The sequence below is a fragment of the Escherichia sp. WS3063 genome (assembly GCF_046486595.1).
GTDB classification, from domain to species: domain Bacteria; phylum Pseudomonadota; class Gammaproteobacteria; order Enterobacterales; family Enterobacteriaceae; genus Escherichia; species Escherichia coli.
On sequence record NZ_JBJQKY010000045.1, the window covers coordinates 1 to 15745 of the forward strand.

At 50.7% G+C, this 15745-nt stretch carries 12 protein-coding genes and 3 pseudogenes; 3 read left to right on the forward strand and 12 right to left on the reverse strand.

The genetic code is table 11. The annotated features are described in order from the left end of the window. The 6 genes and pseudogenes from ACJHYW_RS24450 to iucA form a co-directional block, all read right to left on the reverse strand. A partial coding sequence (locus ACJHYW_RS24450) for an IS1 family transposase (RefSeq protein WP_129692851.1) occupies positions 1–55 on the reverse strand: 55 nt, incomplete at its 3' end. Positions 56–580: 525 nt separating this feature from the next. Then, positions 581–2782, reverse strand: a complete 2202-nt coding sequence (gene iutA / locus ACJHYW_RS24455) for a ferric aerobactin receptor IutA (protein ID WP_000973519.1) — start codon at positions 2780–2782, stop codon at positions 581–583. A 25-nt stretch (positions 2783–2807) separates the two neighbouring features. Next, positions 2808–4141, reverse strand: a pseudogene (gene iucD / locus ACJHYW_RS24460) (NADPH-dependent L-lysine N(6)-monooxygenase IucD). Continuing rightward, positions 4138–5880 carry an NIS family aerobactin synthetase IucC gene (iucC, locus tag ACJHYW_RS24465; protein WP_001015721.1) on the reverse strand — a complete coding sequence of 581 codons (1743 nt, stop codon included), beginning with the start codon at positions 5878–5880 and terminating at the stop codon, positions 4138–4140. The pseudogene iucD and the gene iucC overlap by 4 nt, the downstream one beginning before the upstream one ends. After that, a complete protein-coding gene (iucB, locus tag ACJHYW_RS24470; RefSeq protein WP_000011908.1) occupies positions 5880–6827 on the reverse strand; it encodes a N(6)-hydroxylysine O-acetyltransferase IucB in 948 nt (315 codons plus the stop codon). The genes iucC and iucB overlap by 1 nt, the downstream gene beginning before the upstream one ends. Further along, positions 6828–8552 (reverse strand): aerobactin synthase IucA, encoded by a 1725-nt coding sequence (gene iucA, locus ACJHYW_RS24475; protein WP_000602863.1) that lies wholly within the window; start codon positions 8550–8552, stop codon positions 6828–6830. A gap of 135 nt (positions 8553–8687) precedes the next feature. Here iucA and ACJHYW_RS24480 point away from each other — a divergent pair, with 135 nt between their 5' ends. Then, positions 8688–9881: an MFS transporter gene (locus ACJHYW_RS24480; RefSeq protein WP_000095526.1), complete on the forward strand. Its 1194-nt coding sequence runs from the start codon at positions 8688–8690 to the stop codon at positions 9879–9881. 379 nt (positions 9882–10260) lie between these two features. Here the strand turns inward: ACJHYW_RS24480 and crcB are convergent, their stop codons facing one another. Together crcB and ACJHYW_RS24490 are read right to left on the reverse strand one after the other, a co-directional pair. Beyond that, a complete protein-coding gene (gene crcB / locus ACJHYW_RS24485) occupies positions 10261–10641 on the reverse strand; it encodes a fluoride efflux transporter CrcB (RefSeq protein WP_001318207.1) in 381 nt (126 codons plus the stop codon). A gap of 340 nt (positions 10642–10981) precedes the next feature. After that, positions 10982–11395 (reverse strand): annotated as a pseudogene (locus ACJHYW_RS24490) (phosphopyruvate hydratase); the annotation flags it as partial. A 6-nt stretch (positions 11396–11401) separates the two neighbouring features. Between ACJHYW_RS24490 and ACJHYW_RS24495 the strand changes: the two are divergent. Next, positions 11402–11650, forward strand: a pseudogene (locus tag ACJHYW_RS24495) (Tn3 family transposase); the annotation flags it as partial. Between the two features lie 233 nt (positions 11651–11883). Here the strand turns inward: ACJHYW_RS24495 and sitD are convergent. From sitD to sitA, 4 genes are read right to left on the reverse strand one after another with little or no spacing between them, the layout of a single operon-like run. Continuing rightward, complete coding sequence (gene sitD, locus ACJHYW_RS24500) at positions 11884–12741, reverse strand: iron/manganese ABC transporter permease subunit SitD (protein WP_000968139.1); 858 nt, start codon at positions 12739–12741, stop codon at positions 11884–11886. After that, a complete protein-coding gene (gene sitC / locus ACJHYW_RS24505; protein ID WP_001101723.1) occupies positions 12738–13595 on the reverse strand; it encodes an iron/manganese ABC transporter permease subunit SitC in 858 nt (285 codons plus the stop codon). Before sitC ends, sitD begins: the two co-directional genes overlap by 4 nt. After that, the gene (gene sitB / locus ACJHYW_RS24510) at positions 13592–14419 is read right to left on the reverse strand and encodes an iron/manganese ABC transporter ATP-binding protein SitB (protein ID WP_000983710.1); all 828 of its coding nucleotides are present in this window, start codon (positions 14417–14419) and stop codon (positions 13592–13594) included. The genes sitC and sitB overlap by 4 nt, the downstream gene beginning before the upstream one ends. Beyond that, on the reverse strand, positions 14419–15333 hold the full coding sequence (gene sitA, locus ACJHYW_RS24515; RefSeq protein ID WP_000949005.1) for an iron/manganese ABC transporter substrate-binding protein SitA: 915 nt from the start codon (positions 15331–15333) through the stop codon (positions 14419–14421). The genes sitB and sitA overlap by 1 nt, the downstream gene beginning before the upstream one ends. A gap of 355 nt (positions 15334–15688) precedes the next feature. On the opposite strand from sitA, the gene ACJHYW_RS24520 reads away from it, so the two are divergent. Further along, on the forward strand, positions 15689–15745 hold a 57-nt coding region (locus ACJHYW_RS24520), incomplete at its 3' end, for an IS1 family transposase (protein ID WP_097491765.1).

Below are 15745 nucleotides of genomic sequence, written 5' to 3' on the forward strand. Positions count from 1 at the left end.
GCACCACCCCGTCAGTAGCTGAACAGGAGGGACAGCTGATAGAAACAGAAGCCACTGGAGCACCTCAAAAACACCATCATACACTAAATCAGTAAGTTGGCAGCATCACCTTCATGGTATTGGTAATATGACAATATTTTAGAGAGTATATTTTATTCATTATAAAATGCCCCGTAATATTTATCTCACAATGATTATGATTAGTGGATACGCCCCTACATTTCCAGACAGCTGTTATCACTTAATCTATTACTGGCCCGCAGCCGTAGATATTCTAGCCACGGTGGTAACGAGTATCCGGAAGAGATTCCACTTACACTCTTTCAATCCTATTGCAAAAGCTGATTTACTCAACAGGATTAAAAGAGGGAGTTTGATACAATTTATTTCACTTTTTGTTAGAATACTAATTCTTTTCTTGTATTTTTTTGAGGAAATGAGCACGGAACACGACATAATCTGTAGTCAGTAAAGAGTCTATCCTCCCTGACTACAGATTATGTCGTGTATTATATGATATCAACTTGGCTGTCAGCGGCCATGTTGATATCAGCGTACCTTTGTTGTAAAGGAATACCGGTCAGAACAGCACAGAGTAGTTCAGACCAAAGGTTCGGCCCCTGCCTTTGTAGTCGTACAGTGACGCTGGGCCGTAACCCGGGCTGTAGTACAGTGGTGCACGCTGCCCCCAGACAGTGGTGTAGTCACGGTCGAAGAGGTTTTCAATGCTGAAGCTGAGTGTACCCACCGGAAGCTGATAACTGCCGAGCAGATCCACGGTGGTATAGCCATCGACCTTGTAGCCCTGCGCGTCGCTCACGTCAAAGGAGGTGGTGCTCTGCACGCGCAGACTCCACGGGTCCGGTGCCCAGCCAATGTAGGCTGTCGCTTTTGATGGGCTTGCTGTCTTCACATCGTATTTCTGCCAGGTACCGTTCACTTTCGACTCAGTTTTCAGCACGTTGAAGTTCACTCCGGTACTCCAGTCAGTATCAGGAATCAGGTAGTCCACCGCACCTTCCACGCCGTAAATACGGCGTTTGTCGTCCACCACGCTGATGGTCAGATCTTTATTCGCCACCACGCTCTTATCAGAAATCGAATAGTAGGCCGCGATTTGGGTACGCAGATTATTGCCAGTAAAGCGCCAGCCCAGCTCATAAGAATCGACTTTCACGCCTTCCAGCTTGCTGTCGCTGACGTTCACACTCTTTGTTAGAGGAAGATGGCCGTTCACTGCAGCACCATAGATGCCGCGACCATAGTATTTACCCGGGTCCGGCAGCTCCACGCCCTGGGAGAAGTTGAGCCATGCCTGCTGGCGTTCGGTGATGTGCATCAGCAGACCGGCGTTGAACAGGAAGTTGTCGTAATCGACTGAGCCGCCAGGAATGGCGTCGGCGGATGTAGCCTTCCCGGCGGCAATCTGCCGTTGCTGCGCGTAGCCGATGAAATCATCAATCTTGTTTTCAGTGTACTGATAGCGTACGCCACCGTTGAGGGTAAAGAGATTATTGATGTCATAGCCTGATTGCAGGAAGGCCGCCAGGTTGGTGATGTCATACGACGGATAGCGCCCGGTGGTGTAAATCTTCTTGTTGTTCAGCCCTCCGGAAGCGCTTGCCTGAGCCAGGTCGAAGAACATCTGGTTGGAGGTAAAGCGCTCATGATCAGCATCCAGCCCCCAGGTGATTTGCCAGCCGTCCATCGGTTTGCTGTTCAGAGTCAGTTTCATGCCGTACTGGTCGGTGTCCTGCTGTGACGAAGAGAAAGCCGTCACCTGTTTGTTCGCATTTACCGTCGGGAACGGGTAGAATCGCAACGACTCATCGCGGTAGTAAACCTGACCGACCAGCTCCTGTCCCAGAAAAGCGCTGTCAGAGTACTGCAGGCTGATCAAATGCCGCTCAGTGCCGGGAATACGGTCGGAATTCAGCCCGTTACTGACGAATGGCGTGCTGGTCCCTCTGATGGCAGAGAAGCCTTTCCCGAGATTAAGCCCGTAATCGTCGTCGCCCTGGCTTTTATAGTACTGTGTGATCAACTGAAGCTGCCGGGATTCATCGATGTTCAGCGTACCAGTTCCCATGATGTCCAGCCGATCGGAGTACTGCAGGCCGGTCTGGGTGTTATCAAGCAAGGTGGCATCGCCGTTACCGTCAAACCAGCCGCCAAATTTCTGATATGCCACGGAAAGACGTCCGGAGATATGCTCATTTCCGCCGGAGACAGCTCCGGCAATGCGTTCATCGTGATCTTTACTGCTGCTAAAGCCACTTTTGGTGCCAGCCTCAAACTCCATCATGGTTTCCGGCTGGCCTTTTTTGGTCACGATGTTGATCAGGCCACCGGTACTGCCGCCGCCGTACAGGGACGTCGCACCGGAGATCACTTCAATATGGTCGATATTAAAAGGATCTATAGAGTCCAGTTGTCGGCTGTCGGTACGTGAAGAGTTGAGACGCACGCCGTCAACCAGCACGACCAGCGGGCGGCCACGCACATTCATACCGTAGTTGGTGCGGCTCCGGCTGCTGACGTCAAGGCCAGGGATCAGCTGAGCCAGTGCGTCTTTAAGCTCTTTGCCGCCCTGAATCTGCTGTTCCAGTTCGGCGTTTTCGATAACCCAGGTGGTTTGCGCCATCTCCGCTACGGTGCGATTGCTGCGGTTGGCAGACACCACGAACGTTTCATCATCGGTTTGTTGAGCGACTGCTGGCGCCATCATGGTAAGAAGCAGTGGGTTGAGAGCCCAAAGCGTATACTTTTTGCTTATCATCATTATTCCTCCATACGGGCGGAAAAAATCAGCCCAAAGATGCTGTGTAGCGAGTTAAAGAAGCAGCCTCCGGCTGCGTTTTCCCTAGGTGCCGCTGCGCCACTGAATCAGGGCGGGCGGCATACTGAGATCGAATAAATCACGTCCCATTACGCGATTAAGAATACGTGCAGATCTCCATGCCATCAGGCTGAGCTGGGGTTCGGCGATGCCATGGGTTTGCATACTGGCGTTGACCACGAAGATGTTGTTCTCTTTCGGGCCACTCCATTCCAGAGTGAAGTCATCACGCACTTTAAAGGTGTTCTTATCGTGCATGGTGATCAGGGGCATCAGTGAGGGAAGTATTTGTGGCAACGCAGAACGGTAACCTGTGGCGAAAATCACCACATCACTTTCCAGGCTCTCCCTGCCCTGATCCAGATGATGCTCCATCAGCAACTTCCAGCCAGGACCACTACTTTCCAGAGTTGTTACCGAGCGGCTGGGTAGCAGACGGATATTTCTTGGTTTTCTCAGAACTTCAAAACGGTGGTACAACTCACGATAAATGGTCAGTAAAGAATCGGCAGTGATGCCATCCGATGTCATTTTCTGCTCATCCAGTAACTGATGGCGAATATCTTCCTCCAGTCCGGAGAAGCCTGAAATATATTCAGGTGTAAAATACTCATCAGCAAAAGCAGCCTCATCCAGTGCGTTAAAATTATTACGCCGGGAGACCCAGTTTATTTCCGCCGCTTCTCCCCATTCCCCGCGTAATGCATTAAGGAACAGGTCTGCACCACTCTGTCCTCCACCAACCACGGTTATCCGTTTTCCACTAAGGTCCGGCCGACGAAGATTCATTTCACTGGCATGGAAACAGGATTGTGTCATATGCTTCACACAGGGTGGTAAATAAGGTTGTTTTCCTGTACCAAGGCAGATATTGCGGGCAAAATATTCTCCCTGGCTGGTTTGCACCAGAAACAATCGACGTTTTTTATCGAAATCAATGTTTTCAACGGTATGACTGAAATACAGGTTATTCATATCTTCAGCAGCCCAGCGGAGGTAGTCAGAAAACTCTTCACGGGATACTGTACGTAGTCTGCTTGTAAGGAAGCGATAGAACTTTTTGTGCTTCACCAGATAGTTAACAAAACTGTAGGGATTTGTAGGTGCAACAGCACTGACCAGATCTTTCAGAAAGACGGTCTGCATATGACAATCCGGTACCAGCATACCCGGATGCCAGGAAAAATGAGGATGTTCATCAAAGAAGAGACAGTCCAGTTCTTCGATCTGATGTGACAACGCAGCAATGCTGAGATTAAATGGCCCTGTCCCTACACCAATAAAATCGACACTTTTTTTCATGATTCATATTCCTGAGTTACCAGCCACAGCGGATTTTGCAGATCCTCAAGGTAATTCGGCAGCATGCGGCTGCCGCCATCCAGATCAGGCCAGGTCAGTTTTACCGGGTTCAGCACCACGCGAATGATTTGTGGCCTGAAAAGTGAGAAAAGCGCAAAACGCTCTGACATTTGTGGATGTTTTTTCATGTAATCACTCAACACTGCTGCCAGCAGTTGATAAAATCGCCTTTCAGGTACGCCAAGACGAACCATCAGTGGCGAAATAAAACGCAGTACTGTCACGAAGTGACCCGTCTGCAAATCATGGATTAAGTAGTCCGCACTCAGGCGGGATGTAACATCACGAACCTCCTGAGGCAAAGAGTCCATTTCGGGGAACTCTTCTTTCACCAGTCGCATATCGCCCTGGAAGTCTTTCAGCAGAACACGCTGTGGAACCCCCTCTTTCATGGCGAGAGTTATATTTTGTCCATGTGCAATAAGCGCGACACCGTAGCGGCAAAGCAGGTGATACAGAGGAACCACGACCACCCGGAACAGTTGCGTAAGCCAGGTTTCAGCGTCCAGCCCGGAGCGGTCTATATATGCGCCTGCCAGCGGCTGATTGTTTTCGTCGCACTCCATCAGTGTTGCCATCAGAACCGGACTTTCATCCGGTTTCAGCCAGCGGCACGGATTCTCCCGCCAGATAACACCAAGCATTTCCTGGTAGCGATAGGGAGCCCGGGCAAGCGCGGCATAGCCTTCATGGGAGACATAGCCTGCAGCCGGTTCACCAAGTATCACTGCGCCGCTTTGCACTAGGGTGGCGTCGGTCGCAAAAACCTGTTGTAGCCAGCGTGAAGCCAGTGGTCCGGCAGCGATGTATCTGCCAGGGATCCCCCGGTAGCATGAGGTGTTGTAGATGGTCAGCGGCAGCTTGATATCCAGCCCGCCCCGGCGACTGGCGTTGGTCAGGGTACGCAGCGACTGCTGGGCGAGCCACTGGTCGCCAAACTCGCCGAGAGACACCATCCTGCCTTCGGCAAAATCAGCGATGAAGTCGGTAGCGATTTTTTGCTGCCACTGCCACGGATGTACCGGCAGCGGCAGCCAGTTATGATCCAGTCCGTTTTCCTGCCAGACCTGACTGAAGCGGGCAAACTCCTGCGGATCCATTGCGGCCGTCAACAACTGATGAATATCCATCTCGTTATCACAGCGCCAGATCATATGTTCACGTTTTACCGCCAGCCAGTGCAGTCTGAAGGTGTTGGCATACTCTGGCGCATATCGTTCCAGCGCCTCTTTACCCCAGCCACGGCGACCTTTATTAAAAACGAATTTAGGATGACCGCTCAGCAGGCATTGCAGGCGGTCGGCATTAAGATTAATCAGGTCACTGGCGCTCAGCCCGCGACGGGCTTTCAGTAGTTGCAGGTCGCCCAGCAGCGTGGCATACAAATCCTGCATATGCTCAGCAACGGTTGCATCGCTCATTGACAGTACCTGCTTTAGCTGCATCAGCAGCGTCTGAGCCAGTACTGGCTCGTCCGCGCAGCGCAGAGTTTGAGCATCAATCCAGAGCCAGCCCCAGATACCACGTTCAGCGATGAAGCGCCATTGTGCTCCCGGCAGGTTAATGCAGTAGCGGTCATCGCCCTGAGATTCCGCGTGGAAAACCTGCTCATACTCCAGCTCAGACAACATTTTTGCCACCAGGCGGCGGTTGACCAAATCCCAGTCTTTGTGATTCATTACAGACCGACCTCCGTGAAGAAGTGATGACGATCCGCCATCACCATGCGCGAGCGTTTATGTGGGAAGTCGAACTCTTTAATTGTCCGGTATCCCGCAGGCTCAAGATGGCGGAACAGGCGCTGGTTATCGGTGCGTGGCTCCAGTACTGTGCGCTGCGTACGTGGCTCATTCAGCAGCAGGTAATGTGTCACCCCGCGCAGCCAGCTTTGCACATAGTGGGCTCCGCGCCATTGCTGTTCACCAACCAGCAGATGCAGGCCACGGTCAAAGGGCTGCCACGAATAGTGGCGACCAATGCGGTCTTCCGCCGCCCAGTAGATTTCGAAATAACTGAACGGCCGATCGTCGAAACAACCAATCAGCGGGAATGCATGTTTACTGGTGAGCTGGCGTTCCAGATAGGCGATCTGAACCTCCAGTGAGCCACTTTGCTCCCAGAAATACTCAACGCGCGGATCGTTCATCCAGCGAGTGAAACGTTCTGCATCAGAAACGGGATCGGCAATGCGGAAACTCAGCATCCTGCGAATGCGTGGATCGTAACGACGATAAACTTCACCCTGCGGACGGGGGGGGCGCTGCGGGAAATAAATCTCACGCTCTGCATCAAAAACCATTTCACCGGAGGCCCGGTTTGCCGGAGAACTCAGCCATAACGGTAACTGCCAGAAAGCGGAACGATGGATAATGTCGCTTTGTACCTGTCCGAAAAGCGTCAGCGCCTGTGGCTCCTCACACCATTCGGACCAGGGAAGAACCACTGCTGAAAGTTGTGGTGCGGCGATAAATATCTGATCCAGCGCGTCGCACAGCCACCCTGTTGGCAGCTCCCCGGGCCAGTGCAACACCGCGCTATTGTCCAGCCCCCAGCCAAGATTCAGAGGCTTGTCGAGTTTTTCACAGCGCAGTCCATATCCGCTGTGAACAATGTTTGCCCCAGACATTCAGACCTCCTGAGCCTGCAGCGGGTTAGCGAAATCAAAATAGATCACCGAAGGGTCAACGATGGTGTTCTCGTTATGATCGTTCAGATAACAGAAAAAGTTACCTTTTACGTTCCAGTACGGACTTTCCAGAACATAGTTGAGACAGGTTTTATGAGTCACCTGGTCACGCACTTCAGCCAGCAATGTTCGTACACGAGCCATCAGATTCGCTTCGCTGTCCAGCCCGGCAGCACCCAGCGCAGCAGTTACGGCAAAAGTGGAGTTAACCAGCAGGTAATAAGGGAAATAGCGCAGCAACTGCTCACGGGTGAAAATATTTTCCGCCTGCGCCTCGTCAATGGTATCGAGCCACTCTGTCGCGTGAGGCATAAACGCGCTGCCCTGGCAGTCACGGTAAATAAATCCGACCGGCAGATCCCCAAGCATCTGCACAAGAATATTTTGCTGATGCGCCAGCAGCACCAGGCCGTAATCCGCTTCAGCCGTAAACAGAGGCTTCAGCACCTGCTGACAGTAAGCATCGACCCATGCGTGGGCGGCCTGTTGCACAGTGATACCGAGGCGATCGCTCAGGCGTTTTACCGCCGAAACCAGCAGCGAATCACCGCCATCCGGTGCGGCCTGAGTCAGGGAAACCAGAACGTTGGTCTGGCTTTGCGGCTGCTCCAGCAGCAGGTTTTCACGCAGGGAAAACAAACTTTCCTGCATGATGTTGCCGTTAAGATCGCGCAGCCCGGCCCAGCCGTCCTCCTGCATTACCCGGAAAGTAGGGAAGCGGGCCTGTAGCATCTGCCAGCCGTCGGTTTGCGCCAGACGTGCCAGGCGCATTCCTCGCTCCACCTCTTTCACAGACAGAGTACGGACGGAGTTGGTCAGCCGAACGCTCAGGGAGAACTTGATCATATCGCGGCTGGTAGCACAGTAGAGGGAGCGGGAAGAGGTGGTCGGCAGCCACGACGTGCCGGCCTCGCCTAAGTCTCTGATAAGTCCTTTAGCAAAAAGTGCCTGGCACCACACTTGCTGCAAAAGATATTCTCCCTGCCACGGGTGCAGCGGGAACAGCCATTGATTGTCACTTAATTCGTTGAGTAACTGGGGCGCATTTTCTGCGGCAAATCGCGTCAACCGCTGTTGAAGGTTAAGATGCAGACTTTCACCAGCGATTTGCGTTTTATCCACCGAAAACCACCGCAGCGGGAAGTGAGGTGCCATGTCAGGCAGGTATCGTTCAGCTTCCTGGCGGTTAAACGGTTCATGAGACTTAGGTGCAGGGTGGAAAGCGTGTCCTGTCAGCAGTGCCTGCTCAGCCTCGCCAAAATTCAACGCTTTTTCACGCAGGATGGCCCAGTCATGGCGGGCATCAATTGTCTGTTGCGTATGGGCGTAGCTTTCCAGCACGCGTTGGTGGAAAGTTTCGCAGAGGGGAACTGGCAGAAAAAGTTGATGCCGGAGCTTATCAATAATAAGCCGGGAGAGAGTGGTAAAGTCGACAGGATAACTGCCTGATGCCGTGACCAGATGAGCAGGAAATGCAAAGCGGTGATGCTGGGTTGGGGAGAAATAAGCCACTCTGAAATGGAGCGACTTCTGTTCGTCCAGCGGGATAATCAATTCGTCTGGCGGGTATTCCGCCAGTTGCCAGTCTTTGGTTTCACGAATCAAGGCATTCAGGAAGCACTGCGCAGCCACATCTGTGGCGGATTTTTCAGAGGGCAGGATCATAATCAAACAGCTCCTACACAGTAAAATAATAACAATTATGTCAATAATGATTCTCATTATCAACGAGAAATGTTATTGTCAGAAAAATTAATTTTACAAATAAACACAATTAATACATGGTGTTGAAACATTACAATGTCATCTAAGATCGAAGATACGCCCCAAAAAACCCTGTCCTGCTGGCCACTGGCGTTCAGTGCCGGTCTTCTCGGTATCGGACAGAACGGTCTGCTGGTTGTACTCCCTGTTCTGGTCATACAGACAAATCTGAGTCTGTCTGTATGGGCTGCCCTGCTGATGCTGGGCTCAATGCTGTTTCTGCCATCTTCCCCATGGTGGGGAAAGCAAATTTCCCTTACTGGCAGTAAGACTGTGGTGCTGTGGGCTCTGGGAGGATATGGCGTAAGCTTTACCCTGCTTGGGCTGGGAAGCGTGCTGATGGCTACCGGTGCCGTAACAACAGCGGTGGGGTTGGGAATATTAATCATCGCCCGGATCGTCTACGGTCTGACCGTGTCAGCAATGGTGCCAGCCTGTCAGGTCTGGGCATTGCAGAGAGCGGGAGAAGGGAATCGCATGGCCGCTCTGGCAACCATCAGCTCCGGCCTGAGCTGCGGCAGGCTATTCGGGCCGCTGTGCGCGGCGGCAATGTTGGTCATTCACCCTCTGGCGCCAGTGTGGATGCTGATGGCAGCTCCGGTGTGGGCTGTGGTGATGCTTCTGCGGTTGCCCGGCACACCACCACAGCCCACACCGGAGCGCAAGAGCGTCAGCCTGAAGCGGGATTGCCTGCCTTATCTGCTTTGCGCAATGTTACTGGCTGCGGCAATGAGCATGATGCAGCTTGGACTTTCGCCAGCCCTTACTCGCCAGTTCGATACTGATACCACCACTATTAGCCAACAGGTGGCGTGGTTGTTGGGGCTGTCCGCAATAGCTGCGCTTATCGCGCAGTTCGTGGTACTCCGTCCACAGCGCCTGACTCCAGTGGCTCTGCTCCTGAGTGCCGGGGTGTTGATGAGTAGTGGTCTGGCTATCATGCTCACTGAACAGCTATGGTTGTTTTACCTGGGCTGTGCAGTGCTGTCATTTGGGGCCGCTCTGGCAACACCCGCTTATCAACTTTTACTGAATGATAAGCTGGCCGACGGCGCAGGCGCGGGCTGGCTTGCGGCCAGTCACACACTTGGCTATGGGCTGTGCGCATTGTTGGTGCCACTGGCGTCGAAAACAGGTGTCTCAATCGCGCTGATTGTGACGGCATTATTTGCCGCTGTATTATTTACCATAGTGTCTGCATGTATTTGGCATTACCGTACAATCAAGTAAGGCTATGATGTTGTACTCACAGCCGGCATAACGTCCTGTGCAATTTCGCTGTCGAAACCGCCTGTGCTGACCGCCCAGTGCACTCACCTGAAGCACATCGCAGCATGCCACCAGGATGCCAGATCGTCTTCTGAAATGGGTGGATACATTGGCAACGTTAACCGCAACAATTTTTCAGAGAGAATTTTGGGGGGTGAGGGCCAGTGATGTAAAAAATACGCCAAGAGGTTAATTCATTGTTTATACTGATATGTCAGGTAATGCGTTTGCAGTCATTACAGTCGTCATGGAGACTGTAATGACTGCAAACGCATACCATGGAGCGAAATTCTATCCTAAGCGTCACATTAGTTGATAAACCTGTAACGTTAATGAATTCTCATGCGAAAAGTATGGTTATGATAAAAAAGCCTAAAGCTGTCATGATGAGGGAGCCAATGACGTGAACAAGTACAGACGTCAAAGCCCATATATAATTTCCCGCCTGGAGTAATGCGAATACTTCAACAGAAAATGTAGAGAAAGTACTCAGACCTCCACAAAGTCCCGTTGTTATCATTAATTTCCAAAAAGGATCAAGGTGTGGTTGTCGTAAAAAGTACGCCAACGCAGTACCAATAATTAACCCGGCAAGGAGGTTCACCACCAGTGTACCTGGAGGTAGATTTGGAAAAAGACTGTTAAAGCGTGTGGACAGTAACCAGCGCAGAGTACATCCAACAGAACCGCCGATAATGACGGCAAAAAGTGATTTAATCATGTACCCCTCATAAAATAATTTTTTATCGTAACAATATCAGAATATGTTCTCATTTGACTGATATTGTTAATTTATATCCTTTGACTACATGCAAGATAAGGGAAGGTTCTATTTATTGACATTAATACCCTCGACAATTGCTGAGCAGAAGCCCCCACGACAAGTGACAGAATGACAACATCTACAGTGGGGAGCGTTTTATCGATGAACAAGCAACCAAGAAGTAACACGGCATAGGTGACGACAATGCCAGTAAGCATAGAAATAACAAAAACGTGAGCTTTCATCATTCCTCCAGAATAACCCCGACGTGTAAGCCTGGGGGATTGGCACAATAATGTCATTTAAAGGCAGACTTTCCGGCAAATTGCGCCGATGAACCCAGTTCATCCTCAATTCTCATAAGCTGGTTATATTTTTCAATACGCTCACCCCGGCATGGAGCTCCCGTTTTGAGATGACCTGCGCGCATTGCAACTGTCATATCGGCGATAAAGCTGTCCACTGTCTCACCACTGCGGTGTGAGATAAAGGTGCCCCAGTTGTTGTCATGGCAAAGTTGTACCGCATCAAAGGTTTCACTCAGGGAACCAATCTGGTTGAGTTTAATCAATGCTGAATTGGCAAGGTTTTCGTCAATGCCGCGCTGAATATACTTTACGTTGGTCACAAACAGATCGTCGCCAACCAATTCTATCTGCTCTCCCAATGCACCATGCAGGATTTTCCATCCAGCCCAGTCATCTTCAGCTACCGTTAAGGGCAGGAAGATCAACTAGGTGCTCTGGGGCTGGTGACCAATGCGGTTGTGCTGTGAAACACACTTTACATGCAGGAGGCGTTGTCACATCTTCGCAAATCGGGAGAAACTCCTGAGGAGTAGCATCCGGCAAGATTATCGCTGCTGATACATAGCCATATAAATATGCTGGGGCATTATACGTCTTCGTTACCGGAAGATATTCTTAAGGGTGAGTTAAGATCATTAAACTTCAATACAAACAATTAATTAAACTCTTAGCGTGGTTTTTTACATCACTGGCCCTCGCCCCCCAATTTTCTCTATGTTTTGCCACTACTTCCCTCATTTTACTGCGCTGTTTGCTACCCCTGAGAATCGACATTACTTGCTATCCAGTCCGCAGCAACTCTCTGGCAACAAAACTTATCAGAATCATAAGTCTGTGCATTATTCGTTCAAGCGCATCGCCAATAAGCGGATGTTGCTGGCCGAGTGTTCTGCTAATCGGATGATAACAAATCCCGTGGTTCGGCATTTTCCTTTGTGCGTGCGTTGATGCTGGTAACGGTAAACGTCATGATGAACATGACCGCGAATAAGACAACAATTGTCGGAGCTGGCGCGCTGTCGATAAAAAAGGACAGCCAGACACCAGTCATTGAGACCAATATCGATATGCCAGTCGCCAGCAGGAGCGCAATATGAAAGCGTTGTGTCAGGAGTACCGCAATGGCACCAGGCGCAATGAGAAGAGAAATAGAGAGAATGATACCAACCGCTTTCAGCGTCGCCACAATGGTCAGGGAGACCATGCACAGCAGCCCATAATGCAGCCATCTCGTATGCAAACCGCTTGCCTGCGCCTGTTGATAATCAAAGCTGAACAGCAAAAAATCCCGCCATTTTACGCTAATAACAAGTGTAACCAGTCCGGCAATAATCACCGTCTGGATTATATCGCCGATGGTTATCCCGAGCATGTCGCCGAAAAGAATATGATCAAGATGTACGTCTGGTTTGACTGCAATATACAAGATCAGACCTGCGGCAAACATGCCAGAAAAAACAATCCCCATCACTGTATCTTGCTTGATTCGGCTGTTGTCTTTCAGGTATCCCGTCGCCACCGCACAGAATACTCCGGCGACGAATGCCCCTGTAGCCAGAGGTAACCCCAGAATCCAGGCAAGCACGATGCCAGGAAAAACCGCATGACTCATCGCGTCACCCATCAGTGCCCAACTTTTCAGGACCAGAAAGACCGACAGCAGCGCACAGGGTATGGAAACTACCAGTGAAATCAGCAGTGCGTGACTCATAAAGGTGAACTGCAGTGGCTCCAGTAATAATGCCATCATGAGCGATCCTCCAGCGCTTTATGCGCACGCCGACGATTTGCCAAAAGCCCATGGGTGGGCGCAAAGACAAATGCTAAAAGAAACAGCAGTGTCTGCGCCACCACGATGATTCCACCTGTCGCGCCGTCCAGAAAGTAACTGACCCACGCGCCGAGGAAACTGGTCACACTGCCAATAGTTACAGCAATCATGAGCAGGCGGGGAAAACGATCGGTTAACAACCATGCTGTTGCACCGGGAGTCACCACCAGACAGATCACCAGAAAGGCACCAACCGTTTGCAGCGCCGCAACGGTCGAAACCGACAGCAGGGTGAAGAAGAGGATTTTTAATCTGCCCGGATGCAATCCAATAGCACGGGCGTGATTCTCGTCGAAAAAGGTCACCATAAGATCTTTCCATTTGAAAAAAAGCACGATGATCGAGAGAATGCCAATGATAGTGAGTTGCAGGATATCCGCCGGATCGATTGCCAGAATATTGCCCAGGACGATGGTCTGAATGTTCACGGATGTCGGGTTCAATGACACCATAAACAGCCCCAGGCCAAAAAAGGACGAGAAGATCAGGCCGATGATGGCATCTTCTTTTAAGCGAGTGAGTTGGTTAAGAAACAGCATGCTGCCCGCTGCCAGTCCGCCGGAAAAGAAGGCTCCCAGAGAAAACGGAAGCCCCAGCATATATGCCCCCGCAACACCCGGGACAATAGAGTGCGACAGCGCATCGCCAATCAGCGACCAGCCTTTTAGCATCAGATAGCATGACAGGAAAGCGCAGAGACCGCCGACCATCGCCGAGACCCACATCGCATTGAGCATATATTCATAGCTGAAGGGTTCCAGTAGCACGTTCATCTTTCTTCCCTCTGCACCGCTGACGGTCGATGTGCCACAAAAGGGCGTTCATCGTCAGTAATAATGCTTTCTTCCGAGCCGTTAAGTGTGACATGGCGCAGTACGCCGCTAAAAGCCAGCTCCAGGTTCTCGGCTGTAAAAGTGGTGTCTGTCGGCCCGCTTGCCAGGACGGTGCCTTTGACCATGACCGTATAATCGCAAAATGTCGTGACGGATCCGAGATTGTGCGTTGAGACAAGCATCGTTTTGCCTTCCGCGCGTAACTCCCTCAACAGGCTGATGATTTTCGCTTCGGTTTTCACATCAACGCCGGTAAAAGGTTCATCCAGCAGGATCACATCACCCTGCTGTGCAATCGCTCTCGCCAGAAAGACGCGTTTCTTTTGTCCACCGGAAAGCTCGCCGATTTGTCGATGGCGAAAATCCACCATATCGACACGTTCCAGCGCATCGGTGACAATCTGACGATCCCTCTTTTTGGCGATACGCAACATACCCATATGCCCATAGCGGCCCATCATCACCACATCTTCCACCAGTACAGGAAATGACCAGTCAACCTCTTCTGACTGAGGGACGTAGGCAACCAGGTTTTTCTGTAGCGCCTGTCGTGTGGGAATACCCAGAACAGATATCTTCCCGCTGGTCAGACGCACAAATCCCATAATCGCTTTAAACAACGTCGATTTTCCGGAACCGTTTACCCCAACCAGAGCGGCAATAGATCCGCCTGGTACTGTGAAGGATGCATCGCGCAGTGCTGTGTGCCCGTTACGCCAGGTGACAGTAACATCATTAACGACAATGCCTGCAGATTGCATCATTATTTCTCCCTTTTTCCGGCTTTAATTCCCTGTACCAGCGTACTGGTAGTAACCTTCAGAAGGTCGATATACGTAGGTACCGGGCCGTTTTCTGTGCTCAGGGAATCGACATAGAGCACACCACCGTAGTGCGCGCCGGTTTCACGCGCAACCTGACGCGCTGGTTTATCGGAAATCGTACTCTCGCTAAAGACTGCCGGGATATGATTTTTCTTAACTATATCAACAACCTTACGTACCTGCTGCGGTGTTCCTTGTTGATCGGCATTAATCGGCCACAGATAAAGCTCTTTTAGCCCCAAATCGCGTGCGAGATAAGAAAAAGCCCCTTCACTGGTGACCATCCATCGCTGATTCTCAGGGAGTTCCGCAATCTGCTTACGCAGGGGGGCAAGGGTTTGGGTAATCTTGGCTTTATAAGTATCGGCATTACGTTGGTAGGTTTGTGCATTTATCGGATCGTATTTTATAAACGCATCACGAATATTATCGACGTAAATCAGAGCATTATCTGGCGACATCCAGGCATGGGGGTTAGGTTTGCCCTCATAGGGCCCTTCGGTGATCCCTACTGGCGTCACACCCGAAGAGACAATTACTTCTGGAACCCCATTGAGATGCTGGTAAAAGCGTTGGAACCACAATTCCAGATTCATACCATTGGCGAGAATCAGTTGTGCCCCCTGCGCACGTTTAATATCGCCAGGGGTAGGCTGATACTCATGAATTTCTGCACCAGGCTTGGTTATGGATGAGACTTCTGCAGCATCTCCAGCCACGTTTTTGGCCATATCTGCGATGATGGTAAAAGTTGTAATGACCTTGAATTTTTCAGCTGCACTCGCCTGAAATGCTATCGAGCAGGTGAGGACTAGGCACCCCAAGAGCATGGTTACTTTTTTTATTGAGAGCATGATTTAGTACCTATAGTGAGCAAAATTAGAATAAACATAGCAACTACTATGTTTTATAGCAGAAGCTATAAAATGTAAATAATTATCATTAGCGATTATAAGATCCCAACACAGGGATTAGGTTATTTCCTGCTGACGATGTGGTATTGAGGATAAAAGTTGGGCAGCGCTTTGGCTTTAAAATGAACTTGTTCAGGACGATTGGTAATGGCAAAGCAAAAATAATGTAGGTTATTGGCAAGTTCTCTAGGACGCAGGAGAGCATGAAAAACCCAGGGGCAGTCACTAAATGAAGGGATCAGTGATGCTGCCAACTTACTGATTTAGTGTATGATGGTGTTTTTGAGGTGCTCCAGTGGCTTCTGTTTCTATCAGCTGTCCCTCCTGTTCAGCTACTGACGGGGTGGTGCGT